The following is a 15,761-nucleotide window of genomic DNA, read 5'->3' on the forward strand; positions in this document are numbered from 1 at the left end:
CCCCGACGGCCGGGCCGACCGCGCCGCGTCACTGCGGTCAGGTCAGGAGATGTCGCGGCGACGCATCGCCCAGAGCGCTGCTCCGAGGATCACCACTACCCCGACCGAGAGCAGGATGGAGGACTGCTGCCAGGTGATGTCCATCGTGGCCGGCTTGCACTCCCCGTAGTAGGTCGCGTTGCAGGAGTTCCAGTCCTGCAAGGTGACCGTCTTCGTCATCCAGGCCAGCGCGTACGTGGGCAGCAGCCATGCCTCGGCGAACCGCACGCTCGCCATGGACAGCAGGATGCCGAGGCCGAACTGGCCGACCACCATCACCGCCACCACGCCACCGAGGGCCATCGCGGTGTGCCGACCGAGCGAGGCTAGGGCGAAGCCGATGGTGGTGAGCACCAACACCAGCACGACACCGCGTACGCCGGTCAGCATGAACGACTGCCAGACCCCCGAGGTCATCTTCTCGGTGCTGCCCCGGAAGTTGGCGACCGCCCAGAACCCGGCAAACCACAGCACGGCGGCAGGAAGCGTCACCGCCAAGATGCCGGTGATCAGCGCGGCCAGCTTGGTGAGCAGTACGGTGAGCCGCTTCGGCCGCCAGAGCAGCAGGTTCATCATGCCGCCGGTGCTCCACTCGGCACCGACGAAGGACGCGCCGATGACGAACCCGACCAGGGCGAGGATCGCCGCGAACGGGATCAGGGTCTCGTCGAACGTCTCCTTGAAGTCGAACGTCGAGGGCAGGAACCACTCAGCCTTGATCTCCTCCCGAGGCGGCGGAGTGATCACCGAGCAGTCGTCCGGGTAGCGGCCGTCGGTCGCCGTGCCGGACGTCTTGGCCTGCGCACACGCGGCGCGCTCCTGCTCGCTCCAGCGCACCTGCTCCTGGTACTGCTGGTCGGCCTGACGCTCGGCCTGGGCGAGCTGGCCGGCGTCGATCTTCTGGTTGGTGAAGAACACCCCGACCACCACAGCGGCCAGCACCAGCAGGCCGAGCAGTGTCATGTAGCGGGTGAAACGCCGCTTGCTGAGCCGGCGCAGCTCGGTACGAAAGAGGCTCACGCGCCCCACCCTCCCCCGGCGGGACCGGGCTGACCCGTCCCGCCGACCTTCATGGACTCGTCGACCTGCCGGTGCTGACCGGGTACCGGCGCGGTGGCGGTCAGTTCGAGGAAGACGCTCTCCAGGTCGACGGCGATCGGCGCCAACTCACTGACGTAGAGGTTCTTCTCGGCGAGCAGCCGGGTCACCGACGCCGGCTTGTCGACGCCGGCCAGCATCAGGTGGTCCGGGTGACCGGTGACCCGGATCCCGGCCTGGGTGAGCGCCTCGGTGGCCAGCGGCAGGTCGCTGACCGCCTCCAGCCGGATCCGGACCGCACCGGACGAGTGCTGCGCGAGTACCTCGTCGACCGGGCCGAACGCGACCCGCCGGCCCAGCGAGATGATGGTGACCGAGTCGCAGATCAGCTGGATCTCACCGAGGATGTGGCTGGACAGCACCACTGTCATTCCGGACTCGGCGAGGGTCCGCATCAGCGTGCGCATCTCCCGGATGCCGCCCGGGTCGAGGCCGTTGGCCGGCTCGTCGAGGATGAGCAGCTTCGGGTTCTTCAGCAGGGCCGAGGCCACGGCGAGCCGCTGCTTCATGCCCAACGAGTACGTCTTGACCCGCTCGCCGGACCGGTCGCGTAGCCCGACGAGTTCCAGCACCTCGTCGACCCGGACGGCCGGCACCTCGCCCGCCCCCGCGAGCAGGGACAGCGTGTCCCGGGCCGTGAAGTGCGGGAAGAACTGCGGGCTCTCCACGATCGCGCCGACCTGGCCGGCGACAGTGGGCAGCGCGTCGGGGACCTCGTGCCCGAGCAGCGCCATCCGGCCACCGTCGGGCCGGATCAGGCCGAGCAGCGTACGCAGCGTGGTGGTCTTGCCGGACCCGTTGGGACCCAGGAAGCCGTGCACCTGCCCCGCGTCGACCCGCATGTCGAAGCCGTCGAGCGCGTTGCGGGTGCCGCGTCGACGACTCTTGTACGTCTTACGTAGACCTTCGATCTCCAGGACAGCTGGCAAGCTGCACCTCCCCCGATGGGTGGGCGTGACAGCCGACACCATACGCGGTATGCAGAAGCGCGCAATACGCGGTATGCATCGACGCGCCGATCGGGCTAGTTCATCGACGGAGCGTGACCTCTCAGGCGCAGATGACCTGTACTCCGGCAGCGCGGAACGCGTCCACCACCTCCGCCGCGGCACCGGAGTCGGTCACCAGCGTCTCCACCCGCTCGACCGGGCAGATCCGGGCGAAGGCGTGGCCGCCGAGCTTGGACGAGTCCGCGATGATCACCACGCGCTTGGCGCGGGCAACCATCAGGTTGTTCATCGCCGCCTCCCCCTCGTGGTGGGCGGCGGCACCGAGCTGCGGGTCGATCGCGTCCACGCCGAGCAGCGCGACGTCCAGGGTGACCTCGCGCAGCAGCGCCCCGCCCAGCGGGCCGACCAGCTCGAACGACTTCGGGCGCACCACGCCGCCGGCCACCACTACCTTCATCCGGGATCGGACCAGCAGCTCGTTGGCGATGTTCAGCGCGTTTGTCACCACTGTGAGCTGGGCGCCCTCGGCGCTGGTGTTCAGATCCGGTCGCACGGCGAGCGCCCTCGCCACCTCGGTGCTGGTGGTGCCGCCGTTCAGGCCGACCACTGTGCCCGGCGTGACGAGCGCGGCGGCGGCCGCCCCGATCCGCTGCTTCTCGGCCGAGTGCTTGGCCGTCTTGTAGCGCAGAGGCAGGTCGTACGACACGCCGTTGGCGACCGCGCCACCTCGGGTCCTCGTGATCATTTGCTGCTGCGCGAGCTGGTCGAAGTCACGCCGGATGGTGGCCTGGGAGACATCCAGCCGCTCGGCTGCCGCCTCGACGCTGACCCGGCCGTTGTCGGTCAGCATTTCGAGCAGGGCGTTCCATCTGGCGTACCGGTCCACTGCGGGGGCCCTCCCAGCAACTGCACGGACGGTGATTGATTGCGTGCACACTAGTGCGCGAAACTAGGCTGGCGCAAAAGACTGACCTGCGCGATCGGGCGGCCGGTTGCCATGGTCACCCGCGTTCGCGCAGAATAACGCGCGAAATGCGGGTCTAACGAGCCGTATTGCGCACCGGTCGGCCCTGCGAGGAGTTTCCCATGGCGTACGTGGACGCGGAGATCGCGAGCCAACCCGACTGCTGGCGGGAGGCGGCCGGGCTGGCCGAGGTCGTACGCGGTGACCTGCCGCGCCCCGGGGAGCGGGTCGCCGTCGTCGGTTGCGGCACGTCGTGGTTCATGGCGATGGCGTACGCGGCACGCCGCGAGCAGGCCGGCCAAGGTGAGACCGACGCGTTCCAGGCGTCGGAGTTCCCCGCCGGCCGCCGCTACGACCGGCTGATCGCGATCACCCGTTCCGGCACGACCACCGAGGTGCTGGAGCTGCTCGCCGCGCTGCGCGGGCGGACACCCACCACGGTCATCGTCGGTGACCCCACGTCTCCGGCGGTCGAGCTGGCCACCGCCACGGTGGCCCTGCCCTTCGCCGACGAGCGGTCGGTGGTGCAGACCCGCTTCGCGACCACCGCGCTGGCCCTGCTCCGGGCCCAGCTCGGCGACCCGGTGACAGCGCTCGCCGCCGACGCCGAGGTGGCGGTGCGATCCCCGCTGCCGATCGACCCGGCCACCATCGAGCAGGTCACCTTCCTCGGTCGGGGGTGGACGATCGGGCTGGCCCAGGAGGCGGCGCTGAAGTGCCGCGAGACGGCTACCTTCTGGGCCGAGGCGTACCCGGCGATGGACTACCGGCACGGGCCCATCTCGGTTGCCGCGCCGGGCCGGCTGGTCTGGGCGTTCGGTGAGCTGCCCGACGGGCTGCCCGAGGATGTGGCGGCCACCGGTGCGGCCTTCGTGCACAGCCGCACGCACGGTTGGCGCACGGTGCTGGGCAGCTGGTCCGCCGGCCGTACCCCGGTCGATCCGATGGCCGACCTGATCCTGGCGCAACGCTTCGCTGTCGCGCTGGCAACCAGCCGGGGTCTCGACCCGGACGCGCCCCGCCACCTCACCCGGTCCGTGGTGTTGGCGTGAGCGCGAGGAGTGAGCCGGGGTTGCGAGCCCCGCAGTCGCGAACCGAGCTGGCGCCGTGAGCGACCGCGTGGTCGTCGCGCTGGACGTCGGCGGCACCGGCATGAAGTGCGCCCTGGTCCAACCGGACGGGGTCGTGGTGCGCACCGAACGGCACCCCACCGACGCCGCGCGCGGCCCGGCTGCCGTGGTCGGCACCATCCTGGAGGTGGCCGGCGGGCTGGCCGACAAGGCCCGCGCCGACGGGCTCACCCCGATCGCTGTCGGCATCGCCGTGCCCGGGGTGGTGGACGAGGCGCGCGGCGTCGCGGTGTGGTCGGCGAACGTGGGCTTCCGGGACGTACCCCTGCGGGACCTGACGGTGCGGCGGCTCGGCCTGCCGGCGGCGCTCGGCCACGACGTGCGTGTCGGTGGTCTCGCCGAGGCCCGGCTCGGCGCCGGACGCGGCACCGGGCACGTGCTGTTCGTGGCGATCGGCACCGGCATCGCCGCTGCGCACGTCGTGGACGGCACGGCCGCCGTGGGGGCCCACGGCGCCGCCGGGGAGATCGGCCACATCCTGGTCCGGCCCGACGGTCCGCGCTGCGGCTGCGGCCGCCCCGGCTGCCTGGAGGCGGTCGCGTCGGCCGCCGCGATCGGCCGCCGCTACGCCGAACTCGCCGGCTACACGGCGGACGCCCCGGTGACGGCTGCCGAGGTGGCCGAGCGGGCCGCGGCCGGCGAACAGCTCGCCGGCCAGGTCTGGCAGGAAGCGGTCGAGGCGCTCGCCGACGGCCTCGCCAGCGGGCAGGCGCTGTTCGACGTCGCGACGATAGTGCTCGGCGGCGGCCTGGCCCAGGCCGGGGACCGGCTGCTGACCCCGCTGCGGGCGGCGCTGCACGAACGGATGACCTTCCACCGGGAGCCGCAGCTCGTCGCGGCAGCCCTCGGCGACGAGGCCGGTTGCCTCGGTGCCGCCCTGCTCGCCCTGGACGCCGTGGGTGTCCGTGACCATCAGGAGAAGCGATGACCGTACGGGTGAACGGCCGAGTGGTGACCCCGACCGGAGTCGTCCGACAGGGCTGCGTCGAGTGGGACGGTGACCGGATCACAGCGGTGGCCGAGTATCCGTCGGTGCGCGACGGGCACTGGATCGTGCCCGGCTTCGTCGACATGCACACGCACGGCGGTGGCGGGCACACCTTCACCACAGGCGACGCCGACGAGGCCCGCAAGGCTGCCGACTTCCACCTCGCCCACGGCACCACCACGCTGCTGGCCAGCCTGGTCAGTGCGCCCTTTCCGCTGATGCGTACGGCCACCGAGGCGTTCGCCCCGTTGGTCGAGGAGGGCGTGTTGGCGGGAGTCCACTTCGAAGGGCCGTACCTCTCGGCCGCCCGCTGCGGCGCGCAGAACCCGGAGTATCTGCGTGACCCGTCGACCGACGAGCTGACCGAGCTGATCGAGCTGGGTCGGGGCGCGATCCGGATGGTCACCCTCGCTCCGGAGCGCGACGGGGCGCTGGAGGCGATCAAGCTGCTCACCGCGCAGCGGGTGGTGGCGGCGGTGGGCCACACCGACGCCACGTACGAGCAGACCCGCGCCGCGGTCGCCGCCGGCGCCAGTGTCGGCACCCACCTGTTCAACGGCATGCGGCCGGTGCACCACCGCGAGCCGGGGCCGGTGGTGGCCCTGCTCGACGCGCCCACAGTGATCTGCGAGCTGGTGGCCGACGGGATTCACCTGCACGACGGCATGCTGACCTTCGCCACCGCGACCGCAGGCCCGGACCGCGCCGCGCTGATCACCGATGCGATGGCCGCCGCCGGCATGCCCGACGGCGAGTACGAGTTGGGCGGCCAGGCCGTCACAGTCGCCGACGGGGTGGCCCGACTCGCCCGCGACGGCGCTATCGCCGGCAGCACGCTGACAATGGACGCCGCACTGCGGCACGCCGTGAACGCCGGAATCCCGATCGCCGATGCCGCGCGGATGGTGGCCACCACCCCAGCGCGGGCCATCGGCCTGGGTGACCGGGTCGGGTCCCTCCAGGTGGGCCTCCGCGCCGACCTGGTGGTGCTCGACGACGACCTCAACGTGGTGCGGGTGCTGCGCGCGGGCTCCTGGGTGGAGTGACGACGGCTTCCCCGTCACCGCTCGCACCTGCCGGGTCGTCTCGGCCGGGTCCGATGTGTACTCCGCAGAGCCTTTGGAGCTGAATCGTTTGCGACATCAGCTCCAAAGGCCCCCAGCACATACTCCCAACGCCACGCGGAGCAGGCGGGGGCCCAGCTCAACCGACGGCGGGGACCTCGACGCCGAGGATGGCCTGCTCGTCGGGGCGGTGCACCAGCACGTCGGACAGGTACGACTGGACCGCGTGGCGCATGCCGACGTCCCGGCCGGCCTGCTCGGAGAGCAGCCACTTGTGCTCGATGATCTGGGCGAACAGCTCCTGCGGCTCCAGCTTGCGGCGCAGGTGCGCGGGGACGGCCCGGACCACCGGCTCGAAGACCTCGGTGAGCCAGCGGTGGGCGGCCTGCTGCTCGTCCATCAGGTCGCTCTCCGCCCGGTAGGCGTCCAGGTCGTTGAGCAGCTTGCGGGCCTGGTTCTCCTCGGCGTCCAGCCCGGTCAGCCGCAGCAGCCGCCGGGTGTGGTAGCCGGCGTCGACGACCTTCGGCCGAACCAGGAACCGCCCGTCGTCGCTTGACGACATGGCCACCTCGGCGACGTCGAAGCCCAGCTCGTTGAGGCGGCGGATCCGGCCCTCGATGTCGTGCCGGGCCTCCCGCTCGATCGCCTGCTCGTAGGTGATCTCGTGCCAGAGCCGCTCGTAGCGCTGCACGACCTCCTCGCAGACCACCTCCGGGTCGATGGAATCGTGCAGGAGCCCCGCGGCCTGTAGGTCCAGCGCCTCACCGAAGATGTTCACCCGGGCGATCTCCAGGTCCTCGCCACGCTGACCGTTGGAGAGCGCGTTGTGCAGGGCACCCGTCTCCGCGTCCACCAGGTAGGCGGCGAACGCGCCAGCGTCCCGGCGGAACAGCGTGTTCGACAGGGAGCAGTCGCCCCAGAAGAAGCCGGTCAGGTGCATCCGCACGATCAGGGCGGCGAGCGCGTCGAGCAGCCGGCTCATCGTCTCCGGTCGAAGGGTGTGCGAGAAGAGCGCCCGGTACGGCAGCGAGAACTGTAGATGCCGGGTGATCAGCACCGATTCGAGCGGCTCCCCGTCCTCGGTCTGCCGGTCGGCGACGACGGCCACCGCCTCGACCGAGGGGAAATCGATCCGCTCCAGGGCCCGGAGCAGGTCGTACTCCCGCTCGGCGATCCGCTCGCGGGTCTCCTTGAACGCGTACACGTAGTCGCCCAACCGGACAAACCGGACGATGTGCCGGGAGATGCCCTGTGGCAGCGCCACCAGGTGTTGGGCAGGCCACTCCTCCAGCGGTGTCGACCAGGGCAGGTCGAGCAGCGCCGGGTCCACGAGGGCAGACGTGATCCGCACGGGCACAAGCATGACTGGTCGCCCCCCGCATCCGCCCCTGATCGTGGTTGGGCCCACAGCGCCGCACACCCCGGCCTGGCGCCGGGCCGGTAGCGTGGTCGCGTGCTCAAACCCACAGCGGTACGACGTGACCTGCGGCTACGGCCCGTCCGCCCGGCCGGCTGGTGGTTCGACGCGCTCCTGCTTGTCGGTCTGGCCGGGTTGACGGTGGCGCTCGCCGCCGACCAGCTCTTCGGATTGGACCGGGCGGTCGCCGACTGGGCGGACGGACACCGGCCGGCCGCCGCGTACTGGGTCGCCCGGGTGCTGAACTTCCTCGGGCAGGGCACTCCGCTGACGTTGATCGCCGCCGGGCTGGGCGTGCTGCTGGCCGTCCGGCTGCGGTCGGTGCGGCCGATCCTGCCTCCGGTGGTCGCGTTCGCGCTGACCAACCTGACGATCGGCCCACTCAAGATATGGACCGCGCGGGCGGCACCGAGCGCCAGCGTCAAGGAGCCGTTCCTGACGCCCGAGCAGACCCTGCCGCTGTTCCACGACGACCTGCCGGTGCGGTTCGCGCAGTCCTACCCGTCGGGGCACGTCGCCAACGCGATCGTCTGGTACGGGGTCATCGCGCTACTGCTCGTCCCGCTGGCCCGCAGCTTCGGCCGCCACCTGCCGACCCGGCTCGTCACAGTGATCCGCGTCGTGCCGCCGCTGGTCGTCCTCACCACCACCACCTACCTCGGCTGGCACTGGCTGACCGACTCGGTGGCCGGGCTTCTGCTGGGCCTGCTCCTGGACCGGCTGCTGCACCGGGCACCCTGGGACGGCGTGCCGCTCCCCGGCCGGTTACGCGAGTGGGATCGGCAGTTCACCTCGTACCCCTAGGTTCTGGTTCGTGGATCAACTGGCGCGGCGGCTGGGCGTACCCGATGCGGTTGTCATCGGGCTGGGCTCGATGCTGGGTGCGGGCGTTTTCGTGGTCTTCGGGCCGGCCGCTGCGGCGGCCGGCGGCGCCGGCCTGCTGCCCGCGCTGGCGCTGGCCGGTTTCGTCGCCTTCTGCGACGCGACCAGCTCGGCGCGGCTGGCGGCCCGTTACCCGGAGTCCGGCGGCACCTACGTCTACGGCCGGGAGCGCCTCGGGCCGTTCGCCGGGTTCCTGGCCGGCTGGGGGTTCGTGGTCGGCAAGACGGCGAGCTGCGCGGCGATGGCGTTGACCGTCGGGGCGTACCTGTGGCCGGGGCAGGCCCGGCTGGTCGCCGTCGGCGCCCATCCCCCGCGCGGTGCCGCTGGCGCTCGGTGCGGTGCTCGTGATCTACCTGGTGCTGGCCGTGGTCACAGTCGGCGTGCTCGGCGCCGACCGGCTGGCCGATTCCGCAGCGCCCCTGGTCGACGTGGTGACCGCCGCCGGGCTGCCCGGCCTGGCGTGGGTGGTCCGCGCCGGTGCCACCGTCGCCGTCGTCGGGGTGCTGCTGTCCCTGGTAGCCGGGGTCGGCCGGACCACCCTCGCGATGGCCCGCCGCCGTGACCTGCCCGGTGCGCTGGCCACCGTGCACCCCGTGCACCAGGTGCCACACCGCGCCGAACTGGCGGTCGCCGCCGTGGTCATCGTGGTGGTGCTGCTCGGCGACGTACGCGACGCGATCGGCTTCTCCAGCTGCACGGTGCTCGTCTATTACGCGATCACCAACGCGGCGGCACTCACACTGGGTCGCGACCCGGACCGACGCTTGCCGGTCCGGGCGCTCGCCTGTTTGGGGCTCTTCGGTTGTCTGCTGCTGGCGGTCAACCTGCCACTCGGCAGCGTTCTCGCCGGCTTCGGTGTGCTGGCGCTCGGCGCTGTCTGGCACGCCGCCCGCACCTCACGACCTTGAGTTGCCCCTTCTCGCAGGGGAAGCGGCCTCAGTCCGCGAACACGACGCGCAGCCTTGGCCGACCGATGTCATCAACCCAGGGCTCCACTCCCACAACAGCCACCTCGTCGGGCGCCGACACCACCGCTGTGTAGATGTCGCCCCCATAAATCATCGCGGCATAGCTGTCGATCTTCACCATATTCGAAACGTCCTCGTACCCACCCAACAGAAGAGAAGGCGTAACGACAACGTTCTCATTGAAGGGCACGCGGCCGAATTTTTCGACACAAGCGAGTGCCGTCGAATGAGAAGGGCTTATCGCATTCTGCGCGATCTCCTGATCCAGGAAGTGCGCGAAGGAATCGAAGATGGGACGCACGCTCAGAAGATTCACGTCGAGGAGGTAGACGACATCCTCGTAGGAGCTGCCGGTCCACCGCAGCGCGTACTGGTCTCCGAACGCCGTCTCGCCAAACATAAGGAAGGAGGGATCCGCCTTTTCACCCCAGGCGAATCGCCACCCCTCCACCTGGTTCCAGGCCCGGAGATCCATATGCCGGTCCTCACGAACCCCGAAGACGCGGTTCATGCCGCTGTGCACTGTGAATCCGTTCGCGATGCGAAGAGCTGCTGCATAGACGCTCGGCAGCCCCGCCAGGAGCCTCTCCGTCCGGTCAGAATCGTCCAGAGCCTCTCCCACGTCTGCAATCTCCAATTCGCGCAGACGCCGGAGAACTTCACCTTCGCTCATCGCACCCCTGACCACAGCACGGAATATACACACTGCTCACGTATTCAGCATCAGCCCGCAGGATGTCAACGGCTCAGCCGCCGGTAGCGACGTACGGCCAGTGGAGCGAACGTCGCGATCAGCAGCACCGGCCACAGCACCGCCAACAGCATCGCGTGCTCCGCCGGCCAGGAGTCACCACCCAGGCCCGGGTTGCCGAACAGTTCGCGGATCGCCGCGACGGTGGCCGACAGCGGGTTCCACTCCGAGATCGTTCCGATGACCGGAGGCATCAGCTCGGGCGACACGAAGACGTTGGAGATCGCGCTCAACGGGAACGCCGCCGGAAAGACGATCACGCCGACCGTGTCCGGGTTGCGGACCAGCAACGCCAGGTAGATCCCGACCCAGGTGATCGCGATTCGCAGCAGCAGGAGGAGACCGACGGCGAGCATCGCCTTGCCGACACCCTGTCGCCACTGCCACCCGACGAGCAGGCCGCACACCAGGAGGGTGGACATCTCCAGCAGGGCGCGCAGCAGGTCGGCGGCGCTGCGACCGGTCATCAGGGCGGACCGTGCCATCGGCATCGACCGGAACCTGTCGACCACACCCCGGCTGAGGTCCAGCGCCACGCCGGTCGCGGTGGCCCCCAGCCCGTAGAGCATCGTCATCACGAAGACCCCGGGTAGCAGGAACTCGCGGTAGTCACCGCCACCCGCCACCTGCATGCCGCTGCCGAACACGTACCCGAAGACCAGCACGAACATGATCGGCAGCGAGAAGTAGAGGATCAACTCCTCCGGCGCGCGGACCACGTGGGTCATGTTCCGCCTGGTCATCGTCCAGCCGTCGGCGATCGCAGTGGTCATGCCATCTCCCCAGTTCGTCCGGCCCCGACGGGCTCGCGGGTGTCGTCCGGCCGGTGCCCGGTCAGGTGCAGAAACGCCTCGTCCAACGTCGCGCGTCGCAGACCGATGTCCTCGACAGCGATCCCGGCGTCGTCCAGCGCGCGAACCACGTCGACCAGGCCGGCGACGCGATCGAGCACCGGCACGCTGAGCCGTCGGACCTCCCTGTCGAGTTCGGGCTCCGCACCGCAGATCGGCGCGACGAGGCGGGCCGCCTGGCTCAGCTCGGCCGCGTCGCGGACCACCACCTCGATCCGGTCTCCGCCGGTCATCGCCTTCAGCTCGTCCGGTGAGCCCTCCGCCACCACCCGGCCGGCGTCGATCACCGAGATCCGGTCGGCGAGCTGATCGGCCTCCTCCAGGTACTGCGTGGTGAGCAGCACAGTCGTCCCGTCCGCCACGAGACCGCGGACCAGGTCCCACACCTGGTTGCGGCTGCGCGGGTCCAGGCCGGTCGTCGGCTCGTCCAGGAACAGCACCCGCGGCGTACGGATCAGGCTGGCGGCGAGGTCCAACCGGCGACGCATCCCACCCGAGTACTCACCGGCGGACCGACTCGCCGCCTCGTCGAGCCCGAACCGTTCCAGCAGCTCATCGGCGCGCCGGCGGGCCTCCCGTCGGCCGAGCCGGAACAACCGGCCGAACAGCTCCAGGTTCTGCCGGCCGCTGAGGATCTCGTCGACCGCGGCGTACTGCCCGGTCAGCCCGATCCGGGCGCGCACCTCGTCCGGCCGCCGACGCACGTCGTAGCCGGCCACTGTGGCCCTTCCCGTGTCGAAGCGCAGCAGCGTGGTGAGGATCCGGACGGCCGTCGTCTTGCCCGCGCCGTTCGGTCCCAGCAGTCCGTGGACCGTGCCGGGCGGCACGGTCAGGTCGAACGTGTCGAGCGCGCGGGTCGGGCCGTACCGCTTGCCCAGACCCTCGGCGACCACCTCGAATGTCGTCATGCCCCCACGGTGCGGCCGGGCGCTGACCGGTCACGCACCGCCCGCTGACGGCGGCGCACCGGCCTTCTCCGCCTCGGTGATCTCCTTCAGGACGAGAATGATCTCCGCACGGGCGGCCTCGCCGACGTACCAGCCGGTGAGCCCGCCGGCCAACGCCTCCTCGCAGAACAGCCTCGCGGCGGCCAGGTCCCCCCGCACCCGGGCCACCTGGGCGAGACCGAGCCGGGCGCTGGCCACGAACTCGGGCGCGCCGCTGCGCTGCGCGAGCAGCAGCGCAGCGGCGAAGTCGTCGTGCGCCGCCGCGAGGTCACCGGCGCGCAGCCTTATCTCTCCCCGGGTACGCAGCATGTCGGCCTGGTCGACGGCCGACCCGAGCGCCTCGACCAGTCCCATGGCCTCGTCCATGTGCGCGCCCGCCGTCTCCGGATCGCCCTGCCAGGCGGCCAGTTCACCCAGGGCTCCGAGGGTGATCATGGTGCCCCACCGGTCCCCGGTGCCGCGGAAGCCGTCGAGCGCGGTGGCCAGCGCGGCCTCGGCCCGGTCCCATTGGTCGCTCCACATCAGCGCCGAGCCGCTGCCCATCGCGCCGAGCGCGTTGATCCACGGGTCCGGGCCGACCAGCCGTCGCAGCTCCCCCATCAGCTCGTCGACATCCTCGGCGCCGCCGGACGGCGGCCCGGTCGAGATCCCTGACAGGTACAGCAGGAACGGTTGTCGGGGCGCCCGGCCGAGGCTGCGGATCACGGCCCGCTGCGTCCCGAGGGACGGCAAAGGGCCGGAGCCGGCGAGCGAGGCGTTGTAGACGCAGAGGGCGAACTCCTCGCTCAGCCCCGGTGGCGCTTCGGCGCCGAGCAAATCGAGGACGTCGGTGGCGAGCCGCGCCCCTTCTCCGCGCATGCCGCGCAGCCACCAGTAGAACGACAGGGCCGCGACCAGCCCGGCCGCGTCGGATGTGTCACCGGCGGCGGTGGCCCGCCGTAACGCCGCATGGAGGTTGTCCCGCTCCGCGTCGAGCCGTCGCAGCCAGTGCAGCTGCTCCGCGCAGCGGAGGTGGTCGCTGGCGGTCCAGGCGAATTCCAGGAAGTACGCGGTGTGCGCGCGACGCAGGTGGTCCGCTTCGCCGGCCTCGGCGAGACGCTCGGCGCAGAAGGCCCGCACCGTTTCGAGCATCCGGTACCTGCCGCCGGCCATCTCCACGAAGGACTTGTCGACCAGACCGGTGAGCGCGTCGACGAACTCGGCGGTGGGCAGGCCGCAGACCCGCTCGGCCGCCTCCAGCGTGGCCCCACCGGCGAAGACGGTCAGCCGTCGGGCCACTTCCCGTTCGGCGTCGTCGAGCAGATCCCAACTCCACTCGACCACCGCCCGGAGGGTGCGGTGTCGCGGCGACACGGCCCGGTTGCCCGTCGACAACAGCCGGAACCGGTCGTCGAGACGGGCTGCCACCTCGGCGACGGACAACGCCCGCAGCCGCGCGGCGGCCAACTCGATCGCCAGCGGGAGGCCGTCCAGGCTGCGGCAGATCCGTAGCACCATCTCGACGTTGGCCGGCGTGACGGTGAAGTCGGGCGCGACGTCGGCGGCCCGTTGGGCGAAGAGGCCGACCGCCGCGTAGTCGTCGGCGTCCAGCGCGGACGCTCCGAGCGGTGGCACTGTGAGCCCGGACAGCGGGCACAGCGCCTCACCGGCCAGCCCGAGCGGCTCCCGACTGGTGGCCAGGACGCGCAACGCCGGGCACGCGCTCAGCAGCCGGGCCGCCAGCCGGGCCGCCTCGACGAGGACGTGCTCGCAGTTGTCGAGCACCAGCAGCAGTCGCCGCTCGGCGAGCGCCTCGACCAACCGGTCGGTGGTCTGCCAGCCCGGCTCGGCCGGGGCACGCAGGCCCGCGTCGCGCAGGCCGAGCGCGCTCAGCACCGCCTGCGGAACGTCCGAACCGTCGGCCAGGCCGGCCAGCTCGACGAAACGGACCTCCCCGTCGACCCGGCCCGCGGCCTCGATCGCCAGGCGTGTCTTGCCCGCGCCCCCGGGGCCGGTGAGGGTGACGAGCCGGCGCTCGACGAGCAGGTCGCCGACGCGTTTGAGTTCCTCCTCGCGTCCGACGAAGGTGGTGAGTTGACTCGGCAGCACCGGTTCGGCCGACAGGCGTTCCTCACCGCGCAGCACCGCCAGGTGGACCGCGGCCAACTCCGCCGACGGGTCGACGCCGAGTTGCTCGGCCAGCGTGTGCCGGGCCTCCTCGAACTCGGCCAGCGCCTCCGCCGGCCGACCCAGTGCCGCCAGGGCACGCATGAGCTGGCCCCGCGAGCGCTCCCGCAGGGGATGCGCGACGACCAACTCCCGCAACTCCGCGATCAGCGCGCTCTGTGCGCCCAACGCCAGGTCCGCCTCGACCCGATCCTCGATGGCGGCCAACCGCAGTTCGTCCAGCCGGGCCGCCTGCGCGGGCGCGCCGGCTGCGCCGATGGCATCGGCCAGGGCGGGACCACGCCACAACTCCAGCGCCTCGCGCAACACCGTCGCCGCCCGGGGCCAGTCGCCGTCGACGAGCGCGCGGCGCCCCGCCCCGGCGAGCCGTTCAAACCGGTACGCGTCGACGTCGTCAGGGTCCACAACCAGGCGATACCCGGCCGGGTGAAACTCGACCGGGTCGTGCCCGGCGGGCAGGGCCTGGCGCAGCCGCGACACCTGGGACTGGAGCGCGTTGGCCGCACCTCGGGGCGGATGCTCCCCGTACAGGCCGTCGATCAGGCGCTCCGCGGAGACCACCCGGCCCGCGTCGAGCAGGAGGAGCGCCAGCAGGGCGCGCAGCCGCGGACCGCCCACGGGGACCTCTCGCCCGTCGGCCAGTACCACCTGGGTCGGCCCCAGGATGCGGAAACGCATGCCGTCGATTGTCGCTCAGCTCCGGCCGGTTCCGGCTGACCGATCCTCCGAGCTTGCGGTCGGAGGGGTCACCGCCGCACGCGGCGGTCCGCGAGCCGATCGTCCAAATCCCGACCGAAGTCCTGCACCCCGCGTCGGCGAACTCACGGAATCATGGGCGGTATCGCACTTTCGGTGCCCCGCGCAGGCTCTATTGGCGCTCGCTTTCGTGTCGCAGTCCACCGTAGGCCGGGGTGTACTCGGGTGCAGTCTCGGGAACGTTCGGGTAGCGAATGCTGCCCTCAGTCTCCCACCAACGGCTTGTGTACTCGCTTGGATTCTTGTATTCGAATATCGCCGCCAGGCCGAGCAGGGAGACCGGATTGTCTGCCCAGAAGTCCCAGCCATCCCGCTGAGCACAAACGGAATCGGTCTCTCTGTCGTACCAAACCGAGAACCCCTTTTGTTCGAGGACTGCGATTGCCGTCGTGTAGACATTCACGTGTTCGCTCAGCGCTGGCATTCCTACTCCCGTCCGCGTCGCACTGTTACCTGAACGGCCCCCGCTCAATCAAGGCGTGCGCATACCACCCACAACTCGTACTCCTCTGCCGTTACCCCGCATACGACATCGCCGGCCAGCGACATCGCCACAAACTCCGGCTCGCCAGGATTCGGACCGAGCGCGTCGAGCGCCAACGGCTCGTCTGGCATCCGCACCGCCACCCAACCCCTGTCATCCCTTTGCCCTGTGAGACTGATTAGCAGGGTGCCATCGTCGCTCGTCAACCCACGCTCGTGCACCAGGCGTCGCCAACGCCGCTCCACCTGTTCCACGGCCAATCATTCCCGGCCCTCCGCACGCGGCCATCAGGGTTTGATGAGCGGC

Annotated in this window: 14 protein-coding genes and 1 pseudogene; 5 read left to right on the forward strand and 10 right to left on the reverse strand. The window is 71.0% G+C overall.

Going from position 1 to position 15,761, the window contains the following annotated elements:
- Positions 1-42: 42 nt before the first annotated feature.
- The 3 genes from AB0C20_RS08665 to AB0C20_RS08675 form a co-directional block, all read right to left on the reverse strand.
- Positions 43-1,059, reverse strand: coding sequence for an ABC transporter permease subunit (locus AB0C20_RS08665; RefSeq protein WP_357183654.1), 1,017 nt, complete (start codon positions 1,057-1,059; stop codon positions 43-45).
- Positions 1,056-2,066 (reverse strand): ATP-binding cassette domain-containing protein, encoded by a 1,011-nt coding sequence (locus AB0C20_RS08670; RefSeq protein ID WP_357183651.1) that lies wholly within the window; start codon positions 2,064-2,066, stop codon positions 1,056-1,058. The genes AB0C20_RS08665 and AB0C20_RS08670 overlap by 4 nt, the downstream gene beginning before the upstream one ends.
- Before the next feature lie 121 nt (positions 2,067-2,187).
- Complete coding sequence (locus AB0C20_RS08675; protein ID WP_357183648.1) at positions 2,188-2,973, reverse strand: DeoR/GlpR family DNA-binding transcription regulator; 786 nt, start codon at positions 2,971-2,973, stop codon at positions 2,188-2,190.
- Positions 2,974-3,173: 200 nt separating this feature from the next.
- Between AB0C20_RS08675 and AB0C20_RS08680 the strand changes: the two genes are divergently transcribed.
- From AB0C20_RS08680 to nagA, 3 genes are read left to right on the forward strand one after another with little or no spacing between them, the layout of a single operon-like run.
- Positions 3,174-4,103, forward strand: a complete 930-nt coding sequence (locus AB0C20_RS08680; RefSeq protein WP_357567656.1) for an SIS domain-containing protein — start codon at positions 3,174-3,176, stop codon at positions 4,101-4,103.
- Positions 4,104-4,158: 55 nt separating this feature from the next.
- The gene (locus AB0C20_RS08685; protein ID WP_357183641.1) at positions 4,159-5,109 is read left to right on the forward strand and encodes an ROK family protein; all 951 of its coding nucleotides are present in this window, start codon (positions 4,159-4,161) and stop codon (positions 5,107-5,109) included.
- Positions 5,106-6,215: an N-acetylglucosamine-6-phosphate deacetylase gene (nagA, locus tag AB0C20_RS08690; protein ID WP_357567657.1), complete on the forward strand. Its 1,110-nt coding sequence runs from the start codon at positions 5,106-5,108 to the stop codon at positions 6,213-6,215. The genes AB0C20_RS08685 and nagA overlap by 4 nt, the downstream gene beginning before the upstream one ends.
- Before the next feature lie 157 nt (positions 6,216-6,372).
- On the opposite strand, the gene AB0C20_RS08695 is transcribed toward nagA, so the two are convergent.
- The gene (locus AB0C20_RS08695; protein WP_357183635.1) at positions 6,373-7,596 is read right to left on the reverse strand and encodes a DUF4032 domain-containing protein; all 1,224 of its coding nucleotides are present in this window, start codon (positions 7,594-7,596) and stop codon (positions 6,373-6,375) included.
- Positions 7,597-7,716: 120 nt separating this feature from the next.
- On the opposite strand from AB0C20_RS08695, the gene AB0C20_RS08700 reads away from it, so the two are divergent.
- Together AB0C20_RS08700 and AB0C20_RS08705 are read left to right on the forward strand one after the other, a co-directional pair.
- Complete coding sequence (locus tag AB0C20_RS08700) at positions 7,717-8,454, forward strand: phosphatase PAP2 family protein (protein ID WP_357183923.1); 738 nt, start codon at positions 7,717-7,719, stop codon at positions 8,452-8,454.
- A 10-nt stretch (positions 8,455-8,464) separates the two neighbouring features.
- Positions 8,465-9,440, forward strand: a pseudogene (locus AB0C20_RS08705) (APC family permease).
- Positions 9,441-9,468: 28 nt separating this feature from the next.
- Here AB0C20_RS08705 and AB0C20_RS08710 read toward each other — a convergent pair.
- The 6 genes from AB0C20_RS08710 to AB0C20_RS08735 all read right to left on the reverse strand — a co-directional run bounded on the left by AB0C20_RS08710 (position 9,469) and on the right by AB0C20_RS08735 (position 15,709).
- Entirely contained in the window at positions 9,469-10,173 is a 705-nt protein-coding gene (locus tag AB0C20_RS08710; RefSeq protein WP_357567658.1) for an SMI1/KNR4 family protein, read from the reverse strand.
- A gap of 65 nt (positions 10,174-10,238) precedes the next feature.
- The gene (locus tag AB0C20_RS08715) at positions 10,239-11,024 is read right to left on the reverse strand and encodes an ABC transporter permease (RefSeq protein ID WP_357183629.1); all 786 of its coding nucleotides are present in this window, start codon (positions 11,022-11,024) and stop codon (positions 10,239-10,241) included.
- Positions 11,021-12,010: an ATP-binding cassette domain-containing protein gene (locus tag AB0C20_RS08720; RefSeq protein ID WP_357183626.1), complete on the reverse strand. Its 990-nt coding sequence runs from the start codon at positions 12,008-12,010 to the stop codon at positions 11,021-11,023. The genes AB0C20_RS08715 and AB0C20_RS08720 overlap by 4 nt, the downstream gene beginning before the upstream one ends.
- A 30-nt stretch (positions 12,011-12,040) precedes the next feature.
- A complete protein-coding gene (locus AB0C20_RS08725) occupies positions 12,041-14,893 on the reverse strand; it encodes a BTAD domain-containing putative transcriptional regulator (RefSeq protein ID WP_357183622.1) in 2,853 nt (950 codons plus the stop codon).
- Between the two features lie 190 nt (positions 14,894-15,083).
- Positions 15,084-15,395 (reverse strand): hypothetical protein, encoded by a 312-nt coding sequence (locus AB0C20_RS08730; protein WP_357183619.1) that lies wholly within the window; start codon positions 15,393-15,395, stop codon positions 15,084-15,086.
- A 44-nt stretch (positions 15,396-15,439) separates the two neighbouring features.
- The gene (locus AB0C20_RS08735) at positions 15,440-15,709 is read right to left on the reverse strand and encodes a hypothetical protein (RefSeq protein ID WP_357183616.1); all 270 of its coding nucleotides are present in this window, start codon (positions 15,707-15,709) and stop codon (positions 15,440-15,442) included.
- Positions 15,710-15,761: the final 52 nt, after the last annotated feature.

The organism is Micromonospora sp. NPDC048843 (genome assembly GCF_040649965.1).
GTDB lineage: Bacteria > Actinomycetota > Actinomycetes > Mycobacteriales > Micromonosporaceae > Micromonospora > Micromonospora hortensis.